A 25,698-nucleotide genomic window follows, 5' to 3' on the forward strand; every position below is an offset into this window, starting at 1 on the left:
CCCACAAGGGGAGAAGGAAGAGCGCTGACACTAAGGCACCGGCGCCACCAGCCGCCGATAGAGGTGCCAGGTCGCATGCCCAAGCACCGGAAGCGTGACGATCAAGCCGAGAAAATACGGCAGCGCCGAGACGATCAGCAGCATCACGATCACGGCGGCCCAACCGATCATCGGCAGCGGGCTCGTCACCACCGCGCGCACGCTCGTCACCATGGCCGTGACGAAATCAACCTCGCGATCGAGCAGCAGCGGGAACGACACCACGGTCAGCGAGAACAGGATCAGCGACAGCACGGCACCGACCACATTGCCGATGGCAAGGAACAGCAGGCCCTCGCTGGTCGTCAGCACCACCGTCATGAACTCCTGCAAGCTCGAGAACGAGGCCTTGAGGCCGAGCAGCAGCGCGATCAGGAGCCGCACCTGATACATCCAGACCACGAACATGAACAACGTCACGAACGCCATCCAGCCGATCTCGCTGCGCGAGCGGATCGCGGACCAGATCGCACCGAACGAGACCGGCTCGCCGCGCTCGCGGCGCCGGCTGACTTCGTAAAGGCCGATCGCAACGAACGGCCCGATCAGCGCAAAACCTGCAGCGAGCGGATAGACCAGATAGACCATGCCGAAGGCGGTGAGACAGAGCATGATGACGATGCCGCCGGCGGCGTAGAGCGCGCCGAAGCAAAGACCATAGAGAGGCAGCGCCTGGAAATCGCGCAGGCCCTCGACCAGCGCCTCGGCGATGTCGGCCGCCGCCACGGGACGCACCACCGGATCGACCTTGCCCGAGATGGACATGAGCTCCCTCCGCAGATCGGCGCGATCTTCGTCGCGCGCATGCCGCGATATTAGCGCCGCTGCGTGGCGGCGCAACTTAAGGCCGGCCGGCGCGATGAGGAGCAGCGCCGCAACACTGCTCGCGCTCCGAAATCTTAAGCCTTTCGCGCGATTTTCGCGCGGACGGCTATGGACGGGGCAGAAGATCGTGCCGCAAATTGTACCTCCGAGCACCCTCGCCCGAGAGCGGATCACCCACCGATGAGCCTGCGTACCCGGTTACTGATCCTCGTCATCGCGGCCATGCTCGTCCCGGCCATTCTGGTCGGGCTGCGCTTCGTGCAGAACCGGGCCAGCGAGATCGACGCGGCGCTGGCCAATCTCGCCGCATCCGCCGACGACATCGCCAGCGATCTCGGGGAGAAGATCCAGGGCACCGCGCAACTTCATTACGGGCTCGCCCGTGCCCGCGACCTCGACACGCGCGACAAGGCGGCATGCTCGGCGTTTCTGTCGGATGTCCGCGAAGAATATCCGCAGTTCACGGGTATCCTGACCATCGATCCCGACGGCAGGCTGTTCTGTGACTCGCTGCGGACCAACCGCACGCTCGACCTGAACGACCGCGGCTATTTCAAAGAGGTCAAGAATCTTCACGGCGGCGTCGCGGTGGAGCCGGTGTTCGGCCGCCTCACCGGGCTGTCGCTGCAGATCGCCTATCCTGTACGCTCGGAGGCGGGCGCGCTGAAATTCGTGCTGCTTGCGTCCTTCAACCTGAAAAAATTCGCGGAATTTCACGACAAGCGGCTGCTCTCCGAGAAGGACATCCTGCTCGTCGACGCCAACGGCACGGTCCTGGCCGCCCCCAAAAGTGGCGGCTGGAGCGTACCCGTCGGCGGATCCATTGCGGGCTCCGACCTGTTCCACTTCGCGGCAGGGTCCGATGGCGAGCCATTTCGGGAGATTACCGATCGCGGGGGGCGCACGCAGATCTGGGCCGTTGCCCGCTCGCCCTCGATCCGCAAGGCCGGCCTCACCATCCTGGTCGGGCGATCCAAGGACGGGCTGGTCGCGGCAGCGAACCGCCGGCTTTACGAGGACATGGCGATTCTGGCGGTGGCCTCGCTGCTGCTCCTCGCCGGCCTCTGGATCCTCACGACCGTGAGCATCGGACGACAGGTCGGACGGCTCGCCGCCATGGCGAAGAGCCTCGGGCGCGGCGACCTCAGCGCGCGCATTCCGGAGCCCCACCCGGGCGGGGAGCTCGGCGGATTGATGACCCTGCTCAACAGCACGGCCGAATCGCTCGAGCAGCAGCGCGCCGCCATCGCGGATCTCAGCCACAAGCTCAGCCAGTCCCAGAAGATGGAAGCCATGGGCCAGCTCACGGGCGGCGTGGCACACGATTTCAACAACCTCCTGACCGTCATTCTCGGCAATTCCGAGCACCTCGCCGACAGGCTTGCGGGCAACAAGGAATTGCAACGGATCGCCGACGACATTGCCACCGCCGCCGAACGCGGGTCTGACCTGACGCGGAGCCTGCTCGCCTTCGCGCGCAAGCAGCCGCTGCGGCCTCGCGAGATCGACATCGCCGAGCAGGTCACCGGCATGAAGCAGCTTCTGCAGCGGACCCTGGGTGAGCACATTGAATCCAGCTTCACGCTCGCGCCGGATCTCTGGCGCGCCAGCGTCGATCCAGGCCAATTGGCGACGGCCGTGCTCAACCTCGTGCTCAACGCGCGCGATGCGATGCCTGACGGCGGCAAGCTGACGGTCGAGGTGCGCAACACATCGCTTGGTGAATCCGACCTCGATGTCAATGGCGAGCCGCGGCCCGGCGACTACGTCATGCTGGCTGTGAAGGATACCGGGTCCGGCATGAACAGCGAGGTGTTGGGGCGCGCGTTCGAGCCGTTCTTCACCACCAAGGAGGTCGGCAAGGGGACCGGTCTTGGCCTCAGCATGGTCTACGGGTTTGCGCAACAATCCGGCGGACTTGTGCAGATGCAGTCCGAACCGGGTCAAGGCAGCGTGGTCAGGCTGTTCTTTCCTCGCCTCGCGACGTCGCCGAACGAGGAGCCGCCACCGGCCGCGCCTGGCGCCGCACTGGAGGGACGCGAGACTGTCCTCGTCGTCGAGGACGACGGCATGGTGCGCGCCTACGTCGAGAACGAGCTGAAGGCGCTCGGCTACCGCGTCATCACGACGTCGAACGGACCCGCGGCGCTCGACGTGCTGCGCCGGTCCGGGGACATCCAGCTGCTGTTCACCGACGTCGTGATGCCCGGCGGCATGTTCGGGCCGGAGCTGGCGAGACAGGCCGTTCAACTGCGGCCCGGCCTCAAGGTGCTCTTCACTTCCGGATACAGCCAGGATCCGGTCAAGACGCCCGACGGGATCGACGCGCGCATTCTGACCAAGCCGTTCCGAAGGCAGGATCTTGCCGCAATGCTGCGGTCCGCCCTGTCGGAGCCGCCCCGGTAGATCAGGACGCGATCGTGAGCTGCAGCGCCACTGCGAGATTGGCCGCGAAGAGCGCCGCATCGATGACGAAGATCCGGAGCATCGGACCCTTCAACACCGGCCAATAGGCCACCCCTACGCGACCGCCGCGCATCAGCACCGGAACGTTGTAGGCGAACTGGCTGAAATGGCAGGCAGCAAAGAACAGAAACAGCGCGAGCTGCGCTTCGACCGGTTGAAAGAAGGACGGGCGGACGGCCAGGAGATAGAGCGACAACAGCCCGATCGGCAGATTCATGCCGCCGAGGAAAGCGACGCTCGCCGCGAGGGTCGGCGCGATCGGATTGCTGCGCTCCTCCCGCGGCAGCAGGATCTTCAACGTGTTGGTTTGCGCGATGCTGAACTGGATGAACGCGCCCACGAACCAGAGCGTGTTGAGGAGCAGCACGATATCCGAAAATCGCATGGCTATTTCCCGTAGAAGGCTTCGCTGCGCACCACACGGCCCGCATCGTCGAAGTCCATGAATTCGCTGGCGCGCGTATCGCCCAATTGCCACCACACCGTTAGTCGCGCGATCGCATCGTCCCAGCTCCAGTCCAGGATCTTCAGGTCGGCACTTTCGATGTGGCCATAAGCTTTCCGCCAGTAGCCGCGGATGTTCTCGGCGCCGGTGACGGTCGGAGACCCCGTCAGGGTGAGCGCGAGCGGGCTGCGCATCTGCGCATCGTCGGCGAAATGGGCGACGACCGCGTCGATGTCTACTTTGCACCAGTTCGCGCACCATGCCGCGACAAAGCTTGCGGCGGCCGCGCGGTTCATTGCCTGTCCGCTCACGACACGGATCCTCCCCCTTGGCTTGTGGCCGGGAAGGTGGCAAAGCGCGCGCGTCATGTCAACTATGTTGACTTGAGATTTTCGGTCAGTTGCTGTCGGCGATCGCCTCCATCACGCCGATCCATCCCGCCGCACCGCTCGCCCCGGCGCGCGCGAACGCTTCGCGCAGGACCTGGCGCTCGTGGTCCGAGGCCCGTTGCTCGATGCGCCGCCCCGCTTCCGTCAGGCGCAGCAATTTCGAGCGGTGCTGCTCCGGCGCGCGCTTTGAGGTCAGGAGCTTGCGCTCCAGCAGCAGATTGAGCGGCCGGCTCAAGGCCTGTTTGGAAATGCCGAGAATCTCGATCAGCGCGCCGATGGCGATGTCGGGCCGGCGTGCCACCACGTAGAGGATGCGCTGATGCGGACGCGACAGGCCCTGCTTGGCCAGATATGCGTCGGCTTCGAGCGTCATGCCGCGCCAGCCGTAATACATCAGCTCCAGCGCCGCATCGAGCTCGTGCAGCTTTGCAAGCGAGGCGCGGTGAAGGCCCGCGGCTGGAGACGTCTTTGCCATGGTCGGAAGCTAGCCCTTATAAGAAGTCAGCCTTTGGCCCGCAGCTCGCGGCGCAGCACCTTGCCGGTCGCCGTCATCGGCAGCGTCTCGACGAACTCGACGAAGCGCGGATATTCGTGCGCGGCGAGCTGCACCTTGACGAACTCCTGGATCTCGCGCGCGAGCGCGTCACTGCCGGTAAAGCCCGGACGCAGCACGATCCAGGCCTTGATCGATTCGGTGCGGATCGGATCGGGAATGCCGACCACCGCGGCCATTGCCACCGACGGATGTTTCATCAGCGTGTGCTCGATCTCGGAGGGGCCGACGCGATAGCCGGCGGTGGTGATGACGTCGTCCTCGCGACTGACGTACCAGAAATAGCCGTCCTCGTCCTCGACGCCGAGATCGCCGGTGAGCAGGAAGCCGCCGGCATATTTCTTCGCCGTCGCCTCCGGGTTGCGCCAATATTCGAGCATGGTGACAGGGCATGGCTGGCGCACGCCGATGATGCCGCGCTGACCACGCGGCAATTCCTCGCCCTTGTCGTTGACGATGCGGACATCGAAGCCCGGCGTCGCCTTGCCCATCGAACCCGGGCGGATCGGAAACAGGTTGGAGTTGCTGCCGATCACGAGATTGCACTCGGTCTGGCCGAACACCTCATGTGCGTCGATACCGAACGTCTCGCGCACCCAGCCGAGCAATTCGCCGCCGAGCGATTCCCCGCCCGTAAAAATGCTGCGCAGCTTGACGCCCGCGTGCTTCACGCCGGCCTGCCGCATCAGCTTCAGCGCGGTCGGCGGCAGGAAGACGTTACGCACGCCAAGGTCCGCCATCATCTGCATCGCCGCCTGCGGCTCGAATTTTCGCGCGCGATGGCCGACCAGAGGAATGCCGTGGTACCAGAACGCAAGCAAGCCGTTGATGAGCCCGCCGATCCAGGCCCAGTCCGCCGGCGTCCACATGAGATCGCCGGGCTTGGGTAAGAAGTTGTGGCACATCTCCACGTTCGGCAGATGGCCGAGCACGACACGATGCGCATGCAGCGCGCCCTTCGGGTTACCCGTCGTGCCCGAGGTGTAGATGATCAGCGCGGGATCGTCGGCCGAGGTATCGATCCGCGCGAAGTCGGGCGAAGCGGCCTTCACCGCATCCCAGAACGATGTCGTGCCGGCGGGGGCGCGCGCGCCAACGATGTAGACGTTCCTCAGCTCCGGCAGGCGGTCGCGGATCTTCGACAGCTTTTCCCAGCCGCCCTCGTCGGTGACGATCGCCTTGGCCTGCGAATTCGACAGACGGAATTCCAGCGCGTCCTCGCCGAACAGGGCGAACAGCGGGATCGAGATCATGGCGGAGCGAAACGCCGCCATGTGCACGATCGGCAATTCCAGCGACTGCGACAGGAACACCGCGACGCGGTCGCCGCGGACGAGCCCGACCGCCTTCAGCACATTGGCGAAGCGGCGCGACATCTCCGCGACCTCGTCGAAGGAGGTGTGGCTGGTGGCGCCGGCCTCGTCGACATAGATCAGCGCGAGCCGGCCGGTGCCGTCGGCATGGCGATCGCAGCACGCCTCCGCCATGTTGAAGCGCGCAGGGATGTCCCAACGGAAATTGCGGACGAGCTCGTCGTAGGTTGCGGCTTCGGTGAGCATGGGCTTGGTCGTTTCCACCAGTTTCAGCGTCATGGCCGGACTTGTTCCGGCCATCCACGTTTTTCTTGCTTCATTGCCAGTTTAGAGCCGTGGATGCCCGGGACAAGCCCGGGCATGCGATGCAGCGTCATTCCGGGGCGGTCCGCAGGACCGAACCCGGAATCTCGAGATTCCGGGCTCGACGCTGACGCCTCGCCCCGGAATGACAGCGAGAGAGCTACCGCACCGTCGCAAAGAACTTCCTGACATCGCGCACGAACAGCTCCGGCTGCTCGAAGGCCGCGAAGTGACCACCTTTCTCCATCTCGCTCCAGTGGGTGATGCCGGGGAAGTTCGGCTCCATCCAGCGCCGCACCGGCGTGATGATCTCCTTCGGAAACACCGCGACGCCCGTCGGCACCTTCACCACCGGCGTGCTGCGACGCTTGCCAAAGCTCTCCCAATAGAGCCGCGCCGACGACGTTGCCGTCTGCGTCGCCCAATAGAGCATGACGTTGTCGAGCAGCTCGTCCTTGCTGAAGATGTTCTCGGGATGGCCATTGCAATCGGTCCAGGCCCAGAACTTTTCCAGGATCCAGGCCGCCTGGCCGCTCGGCGAATCCGTCAGGCCATAGCCCAGCGTCTGCGGCCGCGTCGATTGCTGCTTCGAGTAGCCGGAATCGAGATCGACATAATGCTTGAGGCCGGCGAGCGCGCGCTTCTCCTCTGGCGTCGGCTCGCCCTCGACCTTCGGCGCCGCGTTGAAGGCGAGCGTGATGTGGATGCCGGCGCAATGCTCAGCATCCTGCGCGCCGAGGGAGGTCGTCACCGCCGAGCCCCAGTCGCCGCCTTGCGCGCCGTAGCGCGCGTAGCCCAGGCGGTCCATCAGCTTGGCCCAGGTCGCGGCGATGCGATCGACGCCCCAGCCGGTGGTCCTTGGCTTGGCCGAGAAGCCGAAGCCCGGCAGCGAGGGGCAGATCACATGAAAGGCATCGGCGGGATTGCCGCCATGTGCGGCAGGATCGGTGAGCGGCGCGATCACTTTCTGGAACTCGACGATGGAGCCGGGCCAGCCATGGGTGATGATCAACGGCAGCGCTGACGGCTCCTTCGCGCGCGCATGAATGAAGTGGATGTCGAGCGCGTCGATCTCGGTGGTGAACTGCGCGAAGCGATTGAGCTTTGCCTCGCGCGAGCGCCAGTCATACTCGTTGTCCCAATAGGTGCAGATCTCCTGGATCCATTTCAGCGGCGCGCCCTGGCTCCAGTCGTCGACCAGCTCGGCATCCGGCCAGCGCGTGCGGCCGAGGCGCGACTTCAGGTCGGCGAGGATGTCGTCACCGATGGCGATGCGAAATGGCTTGATGGCGGTCATCGGTTGCTCCCGATTTGTTTCTGCCGGGAGAGAGTAGACCGAACCGATGCGACATCAAAGGTGCCCATCCTCCCCTGGAGGGGGAGGATCGGTTCGCATAGAGCGAAGCGGCATGCGAACCGAGGTGGGGTGACAGTCTTTCCGGGGAAACGGTGCCCGAGTGGAGAGATCACCCCACCCCGCTCGCGCTACGCGCGATCGACCACGGGCGAGCTACGCTCGTCCCGGACCCCTCCAGGGAGGGTAAGGACTCTAACCCGACAGCGCGGCCTTCACGAGACCAGACGCCTTACCAAAATCCATCTGTCCTGCGTACTTCGCGCGCAGCACGGCGATCACCTTGCCCATGTCCTTCATGCCGGCGGCGCCGGTCTCGGTGATCGCATCCGCGATCGCCTTCTTCACGTCGTCCTCCGACATCTGCTTTGGCAGGTACGCCGAGATCACCGCGATCTCCTCGCGCTCCTGCGCGGCAAGCTCGGCGCGGCCGCCCTTGTCGTAGAGCTCGACCGCCTCCTGGCGCTGCTTGATCATCTTCTGCAGCACCGCGAGGATGTCGGCGTCCGACAGCGGCGGCTTGCCGCTGCCGCGCGCGTCGATGTCGGCGTTCTTGATGGTCGAGTTGACCATGCGCAGCGTGGACAGCTTGCGCTCGTCCTTGGCCTTCATGGCCTCCTTGACCGCATTGTTGATGTCGTCGCGCAGCATGATCGTGATCCCTTCGATATAAACGCCTGATCTAGGCCGTTGGCGGCCGTTGCACAACCTAACTCCCCAGCCATTCGGTGAGCGCCCGCACCGTCGCTCCCGGCTGTTCGGCTTGCGGCAGGTGTCCGCAGCGATCGAGGATCACGAGCCTCGCGCCAGCGATGCCCTCGGCCATTTCCTTCGAGAGCGCATTCGGGATGGTGTTGTCGGTATCGCCCGTCAGCACCAGCGCCGGGCACTTGATCGTCGCCAAGGTCGGCCGCGAATCCACGCGGGCGATGATCGCGGTCTGCTGCCGCAGATAGCCTTCGACGCCGACGTCCTCGTCCTGCGCATGCACGAGCTCGAGAATGCCGGCATCGTCGCGCCGCGACGGATGCACGAGCTCCGGAAAACTCTCCTCGCGGACGGCGCGCAGCTCGCCGCGTCTGGCGCGCTCCATCTGGGCACGGCGCCGCGCGGTCGCCTCCGGCGTGTCAGGCCGCGCCTGCGTGTTGATCAGCGCGAGCTTTGTCACGCGCTCGCTGGCCTGGCGCATGAGCTCGAAGGCGATGTAGCCACCCATGGAATGGCCGGCGAGCGCGAAGCGCGGCGGCGCCTCGGCGAGGATGCGGCGGGCGATCGCCGTCATGCTCTCGTCGCGGATGTGGTTGGCAATCATCACTGCGCCGAACCGCCAGAGCGCCGGGATGATCGGGCCATAGATCCGGGCTGAGGAGGCCAGCCCCGGAACCAGCACAATGGGGGTGGTCTGGTCCATTATTGCCTCGCAAGCCCAGGAAATTGCCGGAAATTGTTCAGCCGAGCTTAAGGGCGGGAGGAGGCCTGTCAAATATGCAAAAACGCATGTGAATCCAGCCTCTCCCGCTTTGACGGGCGCACGCGGGGGGCTTATGAAGCGGGCTCATGACACAACATGACAACGATCCCGCCTGGCCGGACCACAAACCGACCGCGCTCCTCGTGCTTGCCGACGGCACGGTGCTCGAGGGCTTCGGTCTCGGCGCCGAGGGCCACGCCGTCGGCGAAGTCTGCTTCAACACCGCGATGACCGGCTATGAGGAGATCCTGACCGATCCCTCCTATGCCGGCCAGCTCATCACCTTCACCTTCCCGCATATCGGCAATGTCGGCACCAACGAGGACGACATCGAGACGGTGAACATGGCCGCGACGCCGGGCGCGCGCGGGGTGATCCTGCGTACCGCGATCACCGATCCCTCGAACTATCGCGCCACCAAGCATCTCGACGCCTGGCTCAAGGCGCGCGGCATCATCGGCCTCTCCGGCATCGACACCCGCGCGCTGACCGCGCTGATCCGGAGCAAGGGCATGCCCAACGCCGTGATCGCGCATTCCAGGACCGGCGAGTTCGATCTGCACGGCCTCAAGGAAGAGGCGCGCGAATGGCCGGGCCTCGAAGGCATGGACCTCGTGCCGATGGTGACGAGCGGCCAGCGCTTCACCTGGGACGAGACGCCTTGGGCCTGGGACAAGGGCTTTGGCCGGCAGGAGAAGCCCGAGTTCAACGTCGTCGCCATCGACTACGGCATCAAGCGCAACATCCTGCGCCTGCTCGCCGGCGTCGGCTGCAAGGTGACGGTGGTGCCGGCAACGACGTCGTCCGAAGATATCCTGGCGATGAAGCCCGACGGCGTGTTCCTGTCCAACGGCCCGGGCGATCCGGCTGCGACCGGCAAATATGCGGTGCCTGTGATCCGGGACGTGATCAAGTCGGGCACGCCGACTTTCGGCATTTGCCTCGGTCACCAGATGCTCGGCCTTGCCGTCGGCGCCAAGACCAAGAAGATGCATCAGGGCCATCACGGCGCCAATCACCCGGTGAAGGACGAGACCACCGGCAAGGTCGAGATCACCTCGATGAACCACGGCTTTGCGGTGGACGAGACGACGCTGCCGAAGGGCGCGACGCAGACCCACATTTCCTTGTTTGATGGGTCCAACTGCGGCATCCAGCTCGACGGCAAGCCGGTGTTCTCGGTCCAATACCACCCCGAGGCCTCACCCGGCCCGCGCGACTCGCACTATCTGTTCCAGCGCTTCGCCGACCTGATGCGGCAGAGGAAGAGCGCGTAAGCCGACACCCCGGCGGATAGGCCCGCCGGGCCCGGCCGTCACGGACGCATGAACATGAAGTCCGTGTCGGGATCGCAATTCTCGGCGATGAAGCGCAGCTCCGCCTGGATGTCGGCGACCGGCCTCGTCTCCAGATATTTCGCAATCACCAGATTGAGCAATGCCCGGCAGACGGCCTCGTGCCCGAGGCCTTCCGTCTCCGCCTCGTCGACGGCCGCCGAGAAATGACGCTGCGCAACCTCGGATGCGTACATGGCGTTCCCTCTTCTTCTTCGCTTTGATTGGCGTGCCCGCTAATGGCCGCCTGCGCCTTGATCTCCGTCAAGCCGGCGTATGGACTGTCACAAGGAACAAGAGGCCTTGCGCTCTCTTGATTCGAGGTCTGCAGTGGGAGCCCTGCCATGTCCGTCGTCCGCGACAAGGCCGAGCCGCTCGCCATCGTGTTCGAGGATGACGGGCTCGTGCCGAACAACATCCTTCCGTTCCTGGTCTACCAGGGCGCGGTGAAGCTCGATCCGAGGCGCCCGGAAGAGACGATCGAAAACCTGTTCGAAGCGAACGGCTGGGGCGGCACGTGGCGCAACGGCGTCTATGATTATCTGCACTATCACGCGACGGTGCACGAGGTGCTCGGCGTGGCGCGCGGCAGCGCCCGCGTCCGTTTCGGCGGCGATCATGGCCAGGAGCTTCAGATCCATGCCGGTGATGTCGCGATCCTGCCTGCCGGCACCGGACATCAATGCATCAAGGCCAGCGACGATTTCTGCGTGATCGGCGCCTATCCGCCGGGCAGCAAGATGGAGATCACCAGGGCAACGCCGGAGAACCATGCGAAAGCGCTGAAGACGATTCCGCACGTCGCGCTGCCGCCGGCTGATCCCGTGACGGGGAAGGATGGCGCGCTGATGCGGTTGTGGCGGTAACTGCGAGCGCCGTGCAGCAGAGTGGGTTAGCCGAAGGCGTAACCCACCATCTCCTTCGCCGCGGATCCAAAAGCGGTGGGTTACGCTCAGCGACTGCGCTTCGCGCAATTGCAACGCGAACCCACCCTACACATCCTCTACGCCTCGTTGGCGCCTTCCTGCCGGGTCGCTTCGAACAGGAACCAGGTCCGGCGCTCGGTCTCGTCGATGAAGTTTTCCAAAATGCTGGCGCTGGCGACGTCGCCGGCCTCGTCGCAGACGTCGTGCGCCTTGCGCATCGCGGCTGCGACGTGCTTGTTGTCCTGCATCAGCTCGCGCAGCATCTCCCGCGGTGGGACGTAGTCCTCGTTGTTGTCCTTGATGGTCTGGAGCTTTGCGACCTGACCGATCGACTTCAGCGTGGTGCCGCCGATCTTGCGGACGCGCTCGGCGAGCTGGTCGGTGGTGGCGAAGATCTGGTCGGACTGCTCGTCGAGCAGCAGGTGGTAATCCCGGAAGTGGCGCCCACTGATGTGCCAGTGGAAATTCTTGGTCTTGAGATAAAGCGCGAACGCGTCGGCCAGAAGCACGTTGAGCGCCTCAGAGACTTTCTTGACACCGTCGGACGACAGATCAGTGGGGGTATCGAGTTCGGGCGAGACCTTGTTGTTGGTTTTGCTCACGGGAGACCTTCCTGTTAGGACGCGGACATTGACGGCGCGCCGTCGCACACCTAACGCAAGGCGGCCAGCGCCAGTTCCGCTACCGGAACCGTTTGGCCAGGACCTTCGAGTACCATGGACGATTGGATCGATTATTACGACTCGACGCATACGATCTATGTCAGCAAGCTGCATCGCGACTTGCACTTCCAGATCATTGCGCGGGACATCATCGGCTACATCCCCTCGCCCGAGGCGTCGGTGCTGGACTATGCCTGCGGGGAAGCGCTGTCCGCGAACCAGGTGGCAGCCGCCTGCGGCAAGCTGATCCTGGCCGAGCCCGCACCGGGCGTGCGCGGCCGGCTGATCGCGCGGTTTGCCCCGAACACCAAGATCCGCGTCCGCTCGCTCGACGACGTCCGCAAGATGCAGGACCAGTCGATCGACCTCGTCGTGATGAACTCGGTCGCGCAATACATGACGCCGGACGAGCTCGATGCGGCACTGCTGAACATCCGCCGGATCCTGAAGCCCTCGGGCAAGCTGGTGCTGGGCGACATTCTCCAGCCGCAGGTCGGCATGGCCAGGGACGTGATGGCGCTGCTCGGCTTCGGCCTGCGCCACGGCTTTCTGAAAGACGCGCTGATCGGGCTGATCAGCACCGCGCTGTCGGATTATCGCCAGCTGCGCTCGCGGATCGGGCTGCAGCGCTACAGCGAGGGCGAGGTCACGGCCAAGCTGAAGGCGGCGGGCTTCGCGGTCCAGCGCGCGCACAGCAATATCGGCCACAACCGCTGGCGCATGACCTTCATCGCGAGGCCGCCTCTGGTCCGTTAAGCATAACAATTAGCCGTTGTGGCTTGTCGCACTGCAATCGGTAATGATCGCCGTGGCCCGGTGGCGGAAGCGTCTACGCGAGGGCGGTGCAACGCTCTACATCCTGGTTCAAATCCAGGCCGGGTCTCCACGCTTCGCCCCTGCGGGGCTACGCGTGGCGCAGCCACGCGAGGTCCGAAGGGACGAAGCGTGTCCGGCGTAGCTTAAGCGAAGCGCAAGCGTAGACGGACTGGCCGCCAAGCAGCGCGCAACCGTCTCATTTTCGGTCAACCTCGATCAAGTCGCAGCCGGACACGAGCGGAAGCCGGTCGGCATCCTTGGCTGCGGAGCTGAGCACCGCATCGAGCAGGCCCGGGAACCGCGCCTCCAGATCCTCACGGCGCAGTCGCATGAATCGATTTGTGCCGGCGATGCGCGTCCGCATCAGGCCGCAGTCGCGCAGCTTGGCGAAGTGATAAGCGAGGTTGGACTTGCCGCTCAGCGCGCTGAAGTCGCTGCAGCGGAGTTCGCTGCTGACACGTTCCTGCTGGGCGAGCTGGTAGACGATCGCCAGACGGATCGGATCGCTCAGGCAATCCAGGACCATCGGCAGCTCGATCTGCTCGCGGGTGGGATGGTGCGGCGTGCGGCTCATGGTTCGGGAATCATAGCGATGCGACCGCAATGTTCAATAGTTCTTGAACCAATTGACAGCGAAATCACTTCGTTCGATAGTTCAATGAATCTTGAACATAGGGATCGTTTCCAATGAGCGTGTTCTGGCTGGCCCTGGGGGCCTTCGCGATCGGCACAGAAGGCTTTGTCATCGCTGGACTTTTGCCAGCGATCGCCACCGACCTGTCGATTTCCGTCTCCGCCGCGGGCCAATTGGTCACGGCCTACGCCCTCACCTATGCGGTGGGCTCGCCCATCCTCGCAGTGGCGCTGAACAATATCGACCGCCGCACCGTGCTGGCCCTGGCTCTATCGACCTTCATCGCCGGTAACCTCGCCGCGATGGTCGCATCCAACTATGCCCTGCTGCTGGCCTCGCGGATGCTGATGGCGCTGGGCTCGGGGCTGTGCATGCCGACGGCGCTTGCCGTGTCCGTGGCGGTCGCCGCGCCCGAACGGCGCGGCCGCGCCGTGGCGCTCGTCACCGCGGGCCTCACGGTTGCGACCGTGATCGGCGTTCCCTTCGGCAATCTCGTCGGCAGCCTGTTCGGCTGGCGTGCAACCTTTGCCATGGTCGCCCTGATCGGCGCTGTTGCGCTCGCCGGCCTGCTGCTCGGCCTGCCACGCGGCCTGCCGCGCAATACGGCCTCGCTCGGCGAGAGGCTGGCGGTGGCGCGCCATCGCAACGTTGTGGTCGCGCTGCTGATCACGATGTTGTGGGCACTGGGCGGCTTCACGGTGTTCACCTATTTCGCAGTCCCGCTGCGTGGCCTCGGCTTCGACGCCTCGCAGATCAGCCTTGCTCTGCTGGTGTTTGGCGGCGCGGCGGCGATCGGGAACATGTTCGGCGGCGTCCTGGCCGACCGGCTCGGCACGCTCGCGACCGCAGGCCTCGGGCTCGCCGGGATGGCGGGCGCCCTGATCCTGCATTCGCTGGTCCTGAAGCTGATGCCCGCGCAGGCGCATTACGCGGTGCTCGGCGCGATCTTCCTCTGGGGCCTCTCGGGCTGGGCGTTCTATCCGGCCCAGCTCGCCAGCATCATCCGGATCGAGCCACAGGCTTCGATGATCGCGCTCTCGCTCAACGCCTCGTCGATGTATCTCGGCTTCGCCATCGGCGGAGCGCTGGGCGGCGCGGTGCTGGCCACCCTCTCGCCGACCGACCTCGGCTGGATCGGCGGAACGAGCGTTGCGGCATCGCTTCTGGTGCACCTCGCCCGCGGCTGGCAGGCGCGGCCAAAACCCGTCAAAATTGCCGGTTGATGGGCGTTTTTCGGGGTTTCGCCGTCCCGAAAACTGGTCTAAGTACCCACCCGCGCGCGAGGGAGACCACCGCGCTCTCGGCCACAGGGACGCGCAGCAAGCGCGCCCTTTTTTTGTGCCAAATTTCCACTTCGGCGAGAGTTGATGCCCAAACGTACAGACATCACCACCATCCTGATCATCGGCGCCGGTCCCATCGTGATCGGCCAGGCCTGCGAGTTCGACTATTCGGGCACGCAGGCGGTGAAGACGCTGAAGGAAGAGGGCTATCGCATCGTCCTCGTCAATTCCAACCCGGCCACCATCATGACCGACCCGGAATTGGCCGATGCGACCTATATCGAGCCGATCACGCCCGAGATCGTCGCCAAGATCATCGAGAAGGAGCGTCACGTCATTCCCGGCGGCTTTGCGCTGCTGCCGACCATGGGTGGCCAGACCGCGCTGAACTGCGCGTTATCGCTGCGCCGGCAGGGCACGCTGGAGAAATTCGAGGTCGAGATGATCGGCGCCACCGCCGATGCCATCGACAAGGCCGAAGACCGCCAGCTGTTCCGCAACGCCATGCAGAAGATCGGGCTGCAGACGCCGAAGTCGCGGCTTGCCAACGCCTCCGAGCTCAAGAAGTCGTTCCGCGACAAATATCTCGCCGAACGCGAGAAGCTGTCGGGCGCGGCGCTCGAAGAGCTCGACCGGCAATGGACCCTCGGCGAGGGCGACCGCCGCAAGCGCTATCAGGAATATGCGCTGGGACAGGCGATGATGGCGCTGTCCGAGATCGGCCTGCCCGCGATCATCCGTCCCTCCTTCACCATGGGCGGCACCGGCGGCGGCATCGCCTACAACAAGGAAGAGTTCCTCGACATCATCGAGCGCGGCCTGGACGCGTCTCCGACCAACGAAGTGCTGATCGAAGAATCCGTGCTCGGCTGGAAAGAGTACGAGATGGAGGTGGTGCGCGACAAGAACGACAATTGCATCATCGTCTGCTCGATCGAGAACCTCGATCCGATGGGCGTGCACACCGGCGATTCCATCACGGTGGCGCCGGCGCTGACGCTGACCGACAAGGAATACCAGATCATGCGCGACGCCTCGCTGGCGGTGCTGCGCGAGATCGGGGTCGAGACCGGCGGCTCCAACGTGCAGTTCGGCGTCAATCCCGAGGACGGCCGCATGGTCGTCATCGAGATGAATCCGCGCGTGTCGCGCTCCTCCGCGCTGGCCTCGAAGGCCACCGGCTTTCCGATCGCCAAGGTCGCCGCCAAGCTCGCGGTCGGCTACACGCTCGACGAGATCGCCAACGACATCACCGGCGGTGCCACCCCGGCCTCGTTCGAGCCGACCATCGACTACGTGGTCACCAAGGTGCCGCGTTTTGCCTTCGAGAAATTCCCGGGCGCCTCGACCACGCTGACCACCTCGATGAAGTCGGTCGGCGAAGTCATGGCGATCGGCCGCACCTTCCAGGAAAGCCTGCAGAAAGCCCTGCGCGGGCTCGAGACCGGATTGACCGGCCTCGACGAGATCGAGATCGAGGGCCTCGGCCGCGACGACGACAAGAACGCGATCCGTGCCGCGCTCGGCACGCCGACGCCGAATCGCATTCTCCAGGTCGCCCAGGCCATGCGGCTCGGCTGGTCGAACGAGGACATCTTCAACTCCTGCAAGATCGATCCGTGGTTCCTCGCCGAGATGCGCGGCATCGTCGAGATGGAGGAGAAGGTCAGGAAGAACGGCCTGCCTGGCAACGCCTTCGGCATGCGCACCCTGAAGGCCATGGGCTTCTCCGACGCGCGGCTCGCCGTGCTGGCCGAGACGACGGAGGCCGAGGTCAGGGCGAAGCGCCACGCGCTCGGCGTTCACCCGGTGTACAAGCGCATCGACACCTGCGCGGCCGAGTTTGCCTCGCCGACCGCCTACATGTACTCGACCTATGAGGCGCCGTTCGCCGGCCTGCCCGCGGACGAGAGCACGCCGTCCGACAAGAAGAAGGTCATCATTCTCGGCGGCGGTCCCAACCGCATCGGCCAGGGCATCGAGTTCGACTATTGCTGCTGTCACGCCTGCTTCGCGCTGCACGACGCCGGCTACGAATCCATTATGGTCAACTGCAATCCGGAGACGGTGTCGACCGACTACGACACCGCCGACCGGCTCTATTTCGAGCCGCTCACCGCCGAGGACGTGCTGGAGATCATCGCCAAGGAACGCAGCAAGGGCACGCTGCACGGCGTGATCGTGCAGTTCGGCGGCCAGACGCCGCTGAAGCTGGCGCGCGCGCTGGAAGCCGCCGAAGTGCCGATCCTCGGCACATCGCCCGACGCCATCGACCTCGCCGAGGACCGCGACCGCTTCAAGCGCGTGCTCGACAAGCTTCGCCTCAAGCAGCCGAAGAACGGCATCGCCTATTCGGTCGAGCAGGCCCGCCTCGTCTCCGCCGATCTCGGCCTGCCGCTGGTGGTGCGCCCGTCCTACGTGCTCGGCGGCCGCGCCATGCAGATCATTCGCGAGGAGAACCAGCTCAACGACTATCTGCTCGGCACGCTGCCGGAGCTGGTGCCGGCCGACGTCAAGGCGCGCTATCCGAACGACAAGACCGGGCAGATCAATACCGTGCTGGGCAAGAACCCGCTGCTGTTCGACCGCTATCTGTCGGACGCCACGGAAATCGACGTCGACTGCCTCTGCGACGGGAAGGACACCTTCATCGTCGGCATCATGGAGCACATCGAGGAAGCCGGCATCCATTCCGGCGACAGCGCCTGCTCGCTGCCGCCGCACTCGCTCGATGCGAAAATGATCGAGGAGCTGGAGCGGCAGACCCGCGAGCTCGCCCTCGGCCTCGACGTCATCGGCCTGATGAACGTGCAATACGCCATCAAGGATGGCGAGATCTATGTGCTCGAGGTCAATCCGCGCGCCTCGCGCACCGTGCCGTTCGTCGCCAAGGTGATCGGCACGCCGGTCGCCAAGATCGCCGCGCGCATCATGGCCGGCGAGAAGCTCGCCGATTTCAAGCTGAAGAAGGCGACGCTCAAGCACGTCGGCGTCAAGGAATCGGTCTTCCCGTTCGCACGCTTCCCCGGCGTCGACACCGTGCTCGGGCCCGAGATGCGCTCGACCGGCGAGGTCATGGGCATCGACCGCTCGTTTGCGGTGGCCTTCGCCAAGAGTCAGCTCGGCGGCGGCACGCGGGTGCCGCGCAAGGGCACGGTGTTCGTCTCGGTGCGCGAAAGCGACAAGACGCGCATTGCGGATGCCGTCCGCGAATTGCATTCGCTCGGCTTCAAGGTGCTGGCGACCTCGGGCACGGCGCGCTTCCTGACCGACCAGGGCATCCCGACCGAGAAGGTGAACAAGGTGCTGGAGGGGCGGCCGCACATCGTCGATGCCATCACCAATGGCGACGTCCAGCTCGTCTTCAACACCACCGAAGGCCCGCAGGCGCTGGCCGACAGCCGTTCGCTGCGGCGCGCGGCCCTCTTGCATAAAGTGCCATATTACACCACTCTTTCCGGGGCCGTGGCGGCCGCGCAGGGCATCCACGCCTATCTGGGCGGGGACCTTGAGGTTCGTACCCTGCAGAGCTACTTTTCGGAAACCTGATCGCTAGCGGCAGCGAAGCTTCCGCTAAGTGATTGGCAATGAAGCCACAATGGCCGGAGGAACTGTCCGGCCAGGTGGCAGTTCTGTTCCGGCGCTAAAGCCCATATCTGTCAAGGTCCGGCAGCCCCTCTTTGGGCTCTGGAGGACTGACGAATCAAAGGTTGCGGCGCCCATCCGCATTTTGGGGCGCACGATCGAAGGACGAGAGAGACGATGGAAAAGGTTCCGATGACCCAGGCCGGCTTTGTCGCGCTCGGGGAAGAATTGAAGCAGCGCCAGTCCGTGGACCGTCCGCGGATCATCGAGCATATCGCCGAGGCGCGCTCGCACGGAGACCTGTCGGAAAACGCGGAATATCATGCCGCGAAGGAAGAGCAGTCGCACAATGAGGGCCGCATCGCCGAGCTCGAGGACAAGCTCGCGCGTGCCGACATCATCGACATCTCCAAGCTCTCCGGCGACACCATCAAGTTCGGCGCCACCGTGACGCTGGTCGATGAGGACACCGAGAAGAAGACGGTGTGGCAGATCGTCGGCGAGGTCGAGGCGGACGCCAAGAAGGGCCGCATCTCGATCACCTCGCCGCTCGCACGCGCATTGATCGGCAAGAAGAAGGGCGCCACGGTCGAGGTCAACACGCCGGGCGGCGCCAAGGCGTACGAGATCACCAAGGTGGAGTGGCGGTAAGGATTTGCCGCTGCTGCGTCAGATGTGTCGAAACGGCCGCGCACTGCGCGGCCTTTTTGTTTCAGCGGGTTGCTGGGGTTGTGGTGGACACACGCTCTCACCTCGTCATTGCAGGCGCAGCGAAGCAATCCAGACTGCCTCCATCACCGTCACCCTGAGGTGGCCGCTTCTTCAGCGGCCCTCGAAGGGCGACGGCCCCACTGGTGCCGCGCGCAGCGACATACGGGCCGTGCATCCTTCGAGGCTCCCCATGGGACGCGTTGCGTCCCATGCCTCGCGCCTCAGGATGACGGAGCTGATAGACCGCTTGGCGCGCCTACCGCCGTCCCTTCACCTCCAGCGGCACGGCCGCCTCGTATTTCGAATTGTGCAGCACCAATGACGTACGCACATTGCGGACATGCGGCGCCGCCGTCAGGTGCGTGACGAAATCCTGGAAGGTCGCCATGTCGGGGGCGACGCATTTCAGGATGAAATCGACTTCGCCGGAAAGCATCCAGCATTCCCGCACCAAGGGCTCGGCGCGGACGAATTCCTCGAACGCGCGCAGATCCGCCTCGGCCTGGCTGGACAGGTGCACGGCGGCGAAAACGGTGACGTCGAAGCCCAGCTTGCGCGCGTCCAGGAGGCCGCGATAGCCGTGGATATAGCCCTCCTCCTCCAGCGCCCGGACGCGGCGCAGGCAGGGGGGCGGCGAAATGCCGACGCGCTTGGCCAGCTCGACATTGGTGATTCGACCGTCGGCCTGAATCTCGCCGAGAATTTTCAGGTCGATCTCGTCTAGGTTCCGCGACACGTGATTGGAACTCCTGGCCTTTACGGCGGTATTGGGTGATTTGTCGAAATCCTCATAGCCTAAGCCGCACAGCTAGCGCAATTTTATTGCGCGTGCAGCGCAATCGACTTTTGTTCCCTGTTGGAAAAATCCGCCGATAGGGAATGCAATTCTTGCATGGCTCGCCAGAAGGCTTAGATTAGCTCTGATATTTCAGCGCCTCCGCGAGGCCTCCCGGCACATTCCGCGCCCGCGCTGCAAATCCCCCGTGAAAGGCGTCCATCGAAATGTCCGCTCCTGTTCATGCAAAGGTCGTCATCATCGGCTCCGGCCCGGCCGGCTACACCGCCGCGATCTACGCCGCGCGCGCGATGCTGGAGCCGATCCTGATCCAGGGCATCCAGCCCGGCGGGCAGCTCACGATTACAACCGACGTCGAGAACTATCCCGGCTTTGCCGACGTGATCCAGGGCCCCTGGCTGATGGAGCAGATGGAGAAGCAGGCGGTCCATGTCGGCACCAAGATCGTCACCGACCTGGTCACCAAGCTGGAGACGGCGCAGCGGCCGTTCCGCCTCACCTGCGACAGCGGTGACGTCTATCTCGCCGAGGCCGTGATCCTGGCCACCGGCGCGCAGGCGCGCTGGCTCGGGCTGCCGTCGGAAGCCAAGTTCCAGGGCGGCGGCGTGTCGGCCTGCGCCACCTGCGACGGCTTCTTCTACCGCGGCAAGGAAGTCATCGTGGTCGGCGGCGGCAACAGCGCGGTCGAGGAAGCCCTGTACCTCACCAACCATGCCTCCCAGGTCACGATCGTGCATCGTCGCGATCACTTCCGGGCCGAGCGCATCCTGCAGGAGCGCCTGTTCAAGCATCCGAAGATCAAGGTGATCTGGGACGCCGCCGTCGACGAGATCTGCGGCACCGAGAACCCCAACAAGGTCACCCATGTCCGGCTCAAGAACGTCAAGACCGGCGCGCTCACGAACGTGAAGGCCGACGGCGTCTTCATCGCCATCGGCCATGCGCCGGCGACCGAGCTCGTCAAGGATCAGGTCAAGCTGAAACCGTCGGGCTATGTCGAGGTCGCCCCGAACTCGACTGCGACCTCGGTACCCGGCCTGTTTGCCGCCGGCGACGTCGCCGACGAGACCTATCGCCAGGCCGTGACGGCCGCCGGCCTCGGCTGCATGGCCGCACTCGAAGCCGAACGTTTCTTGGCCCTTCGCGCCAGCGAGCGCGCGGCAGCGGAATAGAATCATGCCCCGAACACGCGACGGATTTACGGATATGGACTGGGACAAGCTGAAGGTGTTTCACGCCGCGGCGGAAGCGGGCAGCTTCACGCATGCGGGCGAGCAGCTCGGCCTGTCGCAATCGGCGGTGTCGCGCCAGGTCTCGGCACTGGAACAGGAGCTCTCGGTCTCGCTGTTCCACCGCCACGCCCGCGGCCTCATCCTCACCGAGCAGGGCGACCTGTTGTTCCGCACCGCGCATGACGTGTTCATGCAGCTGCAGGCGGCGCGCGCCAAGCTGACCGACAGCCGCGAGCGGCCGAGCGGCGATCTCAAGATCACCACCACGCCCGGCGTCGGGATCAACTGGCTGATTCCGCGGCTCGGCGAATTCACCGCGCTCTATCCCGAGATCCGCATCTCGCTGATCGTCACCGACGAGGAGCTCGATCTGTCGATGCGCGAGGCTGACGTCGCGATCCGCACCCGCAAGCCGACGCAGCCGGATCTCATCCAGCGCAAGCTGTTCGCGATGGGCTTCCACGCCTATTGCTCGCCGGAATACATCAAGCGCTTCGGCACGCCGCGCACGCTGGAGGAGCTCGACTCCCACCGCATCATCACGCTGTCGGACGGCAACTTCGCGCCGCACCTGCAGAACCGCAACTGGCTGATCGAAGCCGGTCGCAACGGCTCGGGTCCGCGCGAGGCCTATTTCAAGGTCAACAACATCCTCGGTCTCGTGCGCGCCTGCGCGCAGGGCCTCGGCATCGCCGCGCTGCCCGATTACCTGGTCGAGGAGCAGAGCAAGCTCGTGCAGCTGTTCGGCGAGTCTGATTCGATCCAGCTCGACACCTACTTCGTCTATCCCGAGGAGTTGAAGACGGTCGCGCGCGTGCAGGTGTTCCGCGACTTCGTGGTGAGCAAGGCGCAGCGCTGGCCGTCCTGATTTCCGCATGACTGACATGCGGCCTCGGCTGTTGCTGCAAGGCACTCGGCAAGCCCATAATGTTTGCACGCTGAGCCTTCGCGTTGCGCATTTGTCCCCCTCCTCCAGTGGCGCGGGAGTTCAGTAATCCCTCTTGGAAGGTGATTGTGTCGGCCTCACGTGGCCAATACCTAAGCCGGGCCCTCGGGTCCGGCTTTTTTTCGTCAAAATGTGGCTTCGCCCTCCGCGTGTATTGACAGTTCCAGGCCTACCCCGCATCATTTACACATGATCACGAAGTCGTGCGCAGCAATCTCGAAAAAAGGCCCCCATCCCGGGGCCTCGGATCTTTGCGCGCGCTAGCTGACTTCGTCATCGCGGCAAATCTTCGAAAACCCCGCCGCCGGGACGGGGTTTTTTCATGTGCCCTCCGTCTCAGGCTTTTCCCGAGAAGGAGATGGAAACATGACCGGACTTCGAGACCAATTGCACGGGCTGTGGCTGCCGCTGGTGACGCCGTTCCAGGACGGCGCGCTTGACGAGAGGTCGCTGCGACGGCTGACGCGGCACTACGGCGCGCAGGGCATCGACGGCTTCATCCTGGGCGCGACCTCGGGTGAAGGCATGACGCTGCGCGCGGCCGAGCTCGAACGTCTCGTCGCCGTGGTGCGCGAGGAGATGGCGGCCGGCGGCTGCAACCTGCCGATCTGCCTCGGGCTGTCGGGCGCGGACACCTCGCGCCTGCAAGAGCGCCTCGACGAGACCGCGGACTGGCCGATCGACGGCTACCTGATCGCCAGCCCCTTTTATGTGCGGCCGTCGCAGCGCGGCCTGCTGGCGCATTTCGAGGCGCTCGCCGACCATGCGGCATGGCCGATCGCGCTCTACAACATTCCCTATCGCTGCGCGGTCAACATCACCAACCAGACCATGCTGCGGCTCGCCGCGCACAAGAACATCATCGGGCTGAAGGATTGCGGCGCGAGCCGGGAGCAATCGATCGCGCTCTTGCGCGACCGGCCGAAGGGCTTTCGCGTGCTCACCGGCGAGGACGCCAATTATCTCGAGGCGCTCGGTGACGGCGCCGACGGCGGCATCATGCTGTCGGCCCATGTCGAGACCGCGACGTTCGCGGCCGTGTACACGGAGGCGAAGCGCGGCAATCACGATGCGGCGCTGGCGCGTTGGAACGAAGTGGCCGAGCTGACGCGGCTGTTGTTCGCCGAGCCGAGCCCCGCGCCGGCGAAGTACTGGCTGTGGCGAGCCGGCCTGATCGACAGCCCCGAGGTGCGCCTGCCGATGGTGGAAGTAAGCAGCGAGCTCGCGGCAACGATCGATCGGGAGATTGAGCAACGGATGAAGGTCGCGGCGTAGCGCTTCCACCCTCACCTGGAGGGGGAGGGTCGATCGCGCGTAGCGCGAGCGGGGTGGGGTATCTCTCAACACGGGCAGTGTTGGATGTGGAGAGACCGTCACCCCACCCCGCTCCCCATTCCGCTTCGCTTCATGTGGAGCGACCCTCCCCCTCCAGGGCAGGGTAAGAGAGCGCCGCTTTTGGTTAACCGCGCCCCAACGGCCTTCGCAGCTGCGGCAATCCGCATCCACGTCTCGTTTACGCGACGCGCCTATCGTTGTCTTCAAAGTCACCGAAGGGGGAATGACCATGGGGTATCGCAACCGGCCTACGGCCGCGAGCCAGTTCGCGCCCGCCGATCTCTTGCAGGGAATTCTCGTCGTCTCGTCGTTCGGGTTCTGGGCGGTGATGCTCGGCCTGATGCCGGTGCTGCTGTTTCGCGTCTGGCTGGTCGGCTGAGGCCGGCGCGCGCGGGATGGTTAATCCGTGGTAGCACCTGTGTTCAAAATGCACCGGCCGATGCGATCCGGATCTTAAAACATCGCTGCTATCACTGACCCCCATAAGCGAAGAAATCGCGGGGGCGTTTGTGAATAGTCAGAATGAAATGGCGTCGCATTTCGACGCCGAACAGCAGGGCTTTACCACCGAGGACATTGTTTGGGCCGTCGGCATCTGGTCGGTGATCCTGACCCTGTCGCCGGTCATCGTGTTCTACATGCTGATGGTGGCGTGAGCGAAAGCAGAAACGCAAAACGCGCGGACTTCCGCGCGTTTTTCGCCTCTTGAAATGAAACAATGAAAATTAAGCAGCCTGCTTGTGCATTGCGCCGGATGCCGACGCCGTGCCGCGAATAGCCTTCACCGAACGCTCGATCGCCGCCCAGAGCCTGGCGATTTCCTGAGCCGCACGGCTCTCGGCCTGATACTCGCGCGCGCCTTCGCCGTGGCTCAGCGCCATCAACAAATCCGAACGATTGGTGATCTGGCCGCCCCACACCGGAGCGCGGAATTTCGCCAGGGCTTCGCGGGCGATGGTGACGATCGGGCTTTCGGCTTCGTCGCGCTTGGCCGGAGCACCGTTGAGCACGACCGCGTAGGGCTTGCGCGCCGCGCGGCACATCTGAATGGTTTCCTGCACCGCGTTGACGTCGAACACGCCGGGCCGGGCGGGAATGACCACCATGGTGGCATTCTTGATCGCGTCGTCGACGACGGCCGACAGGTTCGGCGGCGTGTCGATCAACACCCATTCGTAGCCGTCGCGCTTGGCAGCGGAGACGATGCCGCTGACGGAGTTGACGGCCGCCTTGATCGGCGGCTCGTTGGTGCCACGCAGCTTGTGCCACAGCGTGAGCGAGCCCTGCGGATCGGCGTCCACGAGCATGACCTGCTTGCTTGCCTTGATCTGCGCAGCAAGATGTGCAGCCAGGGTACTCTTGCCCGAGCCGCCTTTACGCGATGCAAAAACAATGACGTTCATACCTTCGGCCTCCAGATTGACCCCAGGCCGCGAAAATGAATCACGCCGCTGATTCGTGAAAGAAAAATTTGTCGGGGGTTGCGCGACAGCCACGAAATAACAAGACGTGTTGGCTTTTGAGTCACACTGCTTCGCAGGAGGCAGACACTCGCCGCACCGAAATGCCGCTGGTGCCAGCGTTTGTGCGTTTTTTGAGCAACGAACGGGACAAAGCGGAATGCAACCTTGCCGCGTAAACCTGCCCGCGGCTCTTTTCGGACGCGGCGCGCTCGTCGATCAGCGCAAGCCTACCGGGCGCGTTGCGAACAAAACGAGTCCGGCGGCTGTCGCGAAGCTGATTCACGGCCGAAGCGCGCCGGCGCCTTCGGCGGGATTTCAAGACAGGAACGATCGCTAAGGCGCTTAGCCCTGGCTGGATTTCTTCTTCGTGGCCGGCTTGGCGGTCTTCTTCGCGGTCGTTGACGCCGTCTTGGGCGCGATGCTGGTCGGCTTGCCGGCACGGGTCTGGCCGGGCTCCGGTCCGCGGCGGAAGAACACCGCGCATTGCGGCGAGAGCTGCGCCTTCTTCTTGATCATGCAGGCGGTGATGGCATCGACGTTCGGGATGAACTCGCTGCACAGCCGCATCGCATCCGGCGTGCAGGCCTGCTGCTCCTCCTGGGTGTAGGCGAAACCGGCGCGCGGCAGCGCCAGGACGGCCAGGGCAAGCGCGAGGCTTGCAACGGCCAAGGGCTTGGCAAAGGACTTCAAGCGAAACGCCGGCATCGATCCCCCCACATGACGAGTCGGTGCGAATAGTGGGTGAACCTCGGTTCGTTGGCAACCGAGGGGAATCGCGAAAGCCGGCACGTGTGCGGTCTCGGCAACAGGGCGGGGT

The 25,698-nt window shown here is 64.6% G+C and carries 26 protein-coding genes and 1 tRNA gene; 13 read left to right on the plus strand and 14 right to left on the minus strand.

Annotated elements, in window-relative coordinates; translation table 11 throughout:
• Positions 1 to 30 precede the first annotated feature (30 nt).
• Positions 31 to 804, minus strand: coding sequence for a DUF2189 domain-containing protein (locus tag N2604_RS35550; RefSeq protein WP_260372597.1), 774 nt, complete (start codon positions 802 to 804; stop codon positions 31 to 33).
• A 240-nt stretch (positions 805 to 1,044) separates the two neighbouring features.
• On the opposite strand from N2604_RS35550, the gene N2604_RS35555 reads away from it, so the two are divergent.
• Entirely contained in the window at positions 1,045 to 3,270 is a 2,226-nt protein-coding gene (locus tag N2604_RS35555) for an ATP-binding protein (RefSeq protein WP_260372598.1), read from the plus strand.
• A gap of 1 nt (position 3,271) precedes the next feature.
• On the opposite strand, the gene N2604_RS35560 is transcribed toward N2604_RS35555, so the two are convergent.
• From N2604_RS35560 to N2604_RS35590, 7 genes are all read right to left on the minus strand, one after another.
• Positions 3,272 to 3,715 (minus strand): hypothetical protein, encoded by a 444-nt coding sequence (locus N2604_RS35560; protein WP_260372599.1) that lies wholly within the window; start codon positions 3,713 to 3,715, stop codon positions 3,272 to 3,274.
• 2 nt (positions 3,716 to 3,717) lie between these two features.
• Positions 3,718 to 4,071 carry a nuclear transport factor 2 family protein gene (locus tag N2604_RS35565; protein ID WP_409241756.1) on the minus strand — a complete coding sequence of 118 codons (354 nt, stop codon included), beginning with the start codon at positions 4,069 to 4,071 and terminating at the stop codon, positions 3,718 to 3,720.
• A gap of 100 nt (positions 4,072 to 4,171) precedes the next feature.
• On the minus strand, positions 4,172 to 4,639 hold the full coding sequence (locus tag N2604_RS35570; RefSeq protein WP_260372601.1) for a MarR family transcriptional regulator: 468 nt from the start codon (positions 4,637 to 4,639) through the stop codon (positions 4,172 to 4,174).
• Between the two features lie 26 nt (positions 4,640 to 4,665).
• Positions 4,666 to 6,276 (minus strand): acyl-CoA synthetase, encoded by a 1,611-nt coding sequence (locus tag N2604_RS35575; RefSeq protein WP_260376378.1) that lies wholly within the window; start codon positions 6,274 to 6,276, stop codon positions 4,666 to 4,668.
• 217 nt (positions 6,277 to 6,493) lie between these two features.
• Complete coding sequence (locus N2604_RS35580; protein ID WP_260372602.1) at positions 6,494 to 7,630, minus strand: epoxide hydrolase family protein; 1,137 nt, start codon at positions 7,628 to 7,630, stop codon at positions 6,494 to 6,496.
• A gap of 252 nt (positions 7,631 to 7,882) precedes the next feature.
• Positions 7,883 to 8,338, minus strand: coding sequence for a GatB/YqeY domain-containing protein (locus N2604_RS35585; protein WP_260372603.1), 456 nt, complete (start codon positions 8,336 to 8,338; stop codon positions 7,883 to 7,885).
• A 58-nt stretch (positions 8,339 to 8,396) separates the two neighbouring features.
• Positions 8,397 to 9,098 carry an alpha/beta fold hydrolase gene (locus N2604_RS35590; RefSeq protein ID WP_260372604.1) on the minus strand — a complete coding sequence of 234 codons (702 nt, stop codon included), beginning with the start codon at positions 9,096 to 9,098 and terminating at the stop codon, positions 8,397 to 8,399.
• A gap of 146 nt (positions 9,099 to 9,244) precedes the next feature.
• On the opposite strand from N2604_RS35590, the gene carA reads away from it, so the two are divergent.
• On the plus strand, positions 9,245 to 10,435 hold the full coding sequence (carA, locus tag N2604_RS35595; protein WP_260372605.1) for a glutamine-hydrolyzing carbamoyl-phosphate synthase small subunit: 1,191 nt from the start codon (positions 9,245 to 9,247) through the stop codon (positions 10,433 to 10,435).
• Between the two features lie 38 nt (positions 10,436 to 10,473).
• On the opposite strand, the gene N2604_RS35600 is transcribed toward carA, so the two are convergent.
• Positions 10,474 to 10,689 (minus strand): hypothetical protein, encoded by a 216-nt coding sequence (locus N2604_RS35600; RefSeq protein ID WP_260372606.1) that lies wholly within the window; start codon positions 10,687 to 10,689, stop codon positions 10,474 to 10,476.
• 147 nt (positions 10,690 to 10,836) lie between these two features.
• Here N2604_RS35600 and N2604_RS35605 point away from each other — a divergent pair, with 147 nt between their 5' ends.
• Positions 10,837 to 11,358 (plus strand): cupin domain-containing protein, encoded by a 522-nt coding sequence (locus tag N2604_RS35605; RefSeq protein WP_260372607.1) that lies wholly within the window; start codon positions 10,837 to 10,839, stop codon positions 11,356 to 11,358.
• Positions 11,359 to 11,495: 137 nt separating this feature from the next.
• On the opposite strand, the gene N2604_RS35610 is transcribed toward N2604_RS35605, so the two are convergent.
• Positions 11,496 to 12,020 carry a Dps family protein gene (locus N2604_RS35610; protein ID WP_260372608.1) on the minus strand — a complete coding sequence of 175 codons (525 nt, stop codon included), beginning with the start codon at positions 12,018 to 12,020 and terminating at the stop codon, positions 11,496 to 11,498.
• 114 nt (positions 12,021 to 12,134) lie between these two features.
• On the opposite strand from N2604_RS35610, the gene N2604_RS35615 reads away from it, so the two are divergent.
• Positions 12,135 to 12,836 carry a class I SAM-dependent methyltransferase gene (locus tag N2604_RS35615; RefSeq protein ID WP_260372609.1) on the plus strand — a complete coding sequence of 234 codons (702 nt, stop codon included), beginning with the start codon at positions 12,135 to 12,137 and terminating at the stop codon, positions 12,834 to 12,836.
• Positions 12,837 to 12,890: 54 nt separating this feature from the next.
• Positions 12,891 to 12,966 (plus strand) — tRNA-OTHER (locus N2604_RS35620).
• Positions 12,967 to 13,092: 126 nt separating this feature from the next.
• On the opposite strand, the gene N2604_RS35625 is transcribed toward N2604_RS35620, so the two are convergent.
• Positions 13,093 to 13,470, minus strand: a complete 378-nt coding sequence (locus N2604_RS35625; protein ID WP_260372610.1) for a helix-turn-helix transcriptional regulator — start codon at positions 13,468 to 13,470, stop codon at positions 13,093 to 13,095.
• A gap of 113 nt (positions 13,471 to 13,583) precedes the next feature.
• Here N2604_RS35625 and N2604_RS35630 point away from each other — a divergent pair, with 113 nt between their 5' ends.
• The 3 genes from N2604_RS35630 to greA all read left to right on the plus strand — a co-directional run bounded on the left by N2604_RS35630 (position 13,584) and on the right by greA (position 19,049).
• A complete protein-coding gene (locus N2604_RS35630) occupies positions 13,584 to 14,753 on the plus strand; it encodes an MFS transporter (RefSeq protein ID WP_260372611.1) in 1,170 nt (389 codons plus the stop codon).
• A 144-nt stretch (positions 14,754 to 14,897) separates the two neighbouring features.
• On the plus strand, positions 14,898 to 18,362 hold the full coding sequence (carB, locus tag N2604_RS35635) for a carbamoyl-phosphate synthase large subunit (RefSeq protein ID WP_260372612.1): 3,465 nt from the start codon (positions 14,898 to 14,900) through the stop codon (positions 18,360 to 18,362).
• Between the two features lie 213 nt (positions 18,363 to 18,575).
• Positions 18,576 to 19,049: a transcription elongation factor GreA gene (gene greA, locus N2604_RS35640; protein WP_036009537.1), complete on the plus strand. Its 474-nt coding sequence runs from the start codon at positions 18,576 to 18,578 to the stop codon at positions 19,047 to 19,049.
• Positions 19,050 to 19,365: 316 nt separating this feature from the next.
• Here greA and N2604_RS35645 read toward each other — a convergent pair whose 3' ends face one another.
• Positions 19,366 to 19,845 (minus strand): Lrp/AsnC family transcriptional regulator, encoded by a 480-nt coding sequence (locus tag N2604_RS35645; protein WP_260372613.1) that lies wholly within the window; start codon positions 19,843 to 19,845, stop codon positions 19,366 to 19,368.
• A gap of 266 nt (positions 19,846 to 20,111) precedes the next feature.
• Here N2604_RS35645 and trxB point away from each other — a divergent pair, with 266 nt between their 5' ends.
• The 5 genes from trxB to N2604_RS35670 all read left to right on the plus strand — a co-directional run bounded on the left by trxB (position 20,112) and on the right by N2604_RS35670 (position 24,074).
• The gene (trxB, locus tag N2604_RS35650; RefSeq protein WP_260372614.1) at positions 20,112 to 21,077 is read left to right on the plus strand and encodes a thioredoxin-disulfide reductase; all 966 of its coding nucleotides are present in this window, start codon (positions 20,112 to 20,114) and stop codon (positions 21,075 to 21,077) included.
• A gap of 4 nt (positions 21,078 to 21,081) precedes the next feature.
• Positions 21,082 to 22,005, plus strand: coding sequence for a LysR family transcriptional regulator (locus N2604_RS35655; RefSeq protein WP_025032176.1), 924 nt, complete (start codon positions 21,082 to 21,084; stop codon positions 22,003 to 22,005).
• A 444-nt stretch (positions 22,006 to 22,449) separates the two neighbouring features.
• A complete protein-coding gene (locus N2604_RS35660) occupies positions 22,450 to 23,358 on the plus strand; it encodes a 4-hydroxy-tetrahydrodipicolinate synthase (RefSeq protein ID WP_260372615.1) in 909 nt (302 codons plus the stop codon).
• Positions 23,359 to 23,641: 283 nt separating this feature from the next.
• Positions 23,642 to 23,797, plus strand: a complete 156-nt coding sequence (locus N2604_RS35665; RefSeq protein ID WP_260372616.1) for a hypothetical protein — start codon at positions 23,642 to 23,644, stop codon at positions 23,795 to 23,797.
• A 130-nt stretch (positions 23,798 to 23,927) separates the two neighbouring features.
• Entirely contained in the window at positions 23,928 to 24,074 is a 147-nt protein-coding gene (locus tag N2604_RS35670; protein WP_260372617.1) for a hypothetical protein, read from the plus strand.
• Between the two features lie 69 nt (positions 24,075 to 24,143).
• Here N2604_RS35670 and N2604_RS35675 read toward each other — a convergent pair whose 3' ends face one another.
• Entirely contained in the window at positions 24,144 to 24,821 is a 678-nt protein-coding gene (locus N2604_RS35675) for a ParA family protein (RefSeq protein ID WP_025032179.1), read from the minus strand.
• Between the two features lie 402 nt (positions 24,822 to 25,223).
• Positions 25,224 to 25,586 carry a hypothetical protein gene (locus N2604_RS35680; protein ID WP_260372618.1) on the minus strand — a complete coding sequence of 121 codons (363 nt, stop codon included), beginning with the start codon at positions 25,584 to 25,586 and terminating at the stop codon, positions 25,224 to 25,226.
• Between the last annotated feature and the right edge of the window lie 112 nt (positions 25,587 to 25,698).

It is taken from the genome of Bradyrhizobium sp. CB1015 (assembly GCF_025200925.1).
In the GTDB taxonomy this organism is placed as follows: domain Bacteria; phylum Pseudomonadota; class Alphaproteobacteria; order Rhizobiales; family Xanthobacteraceae; genus Bradyrhizobium.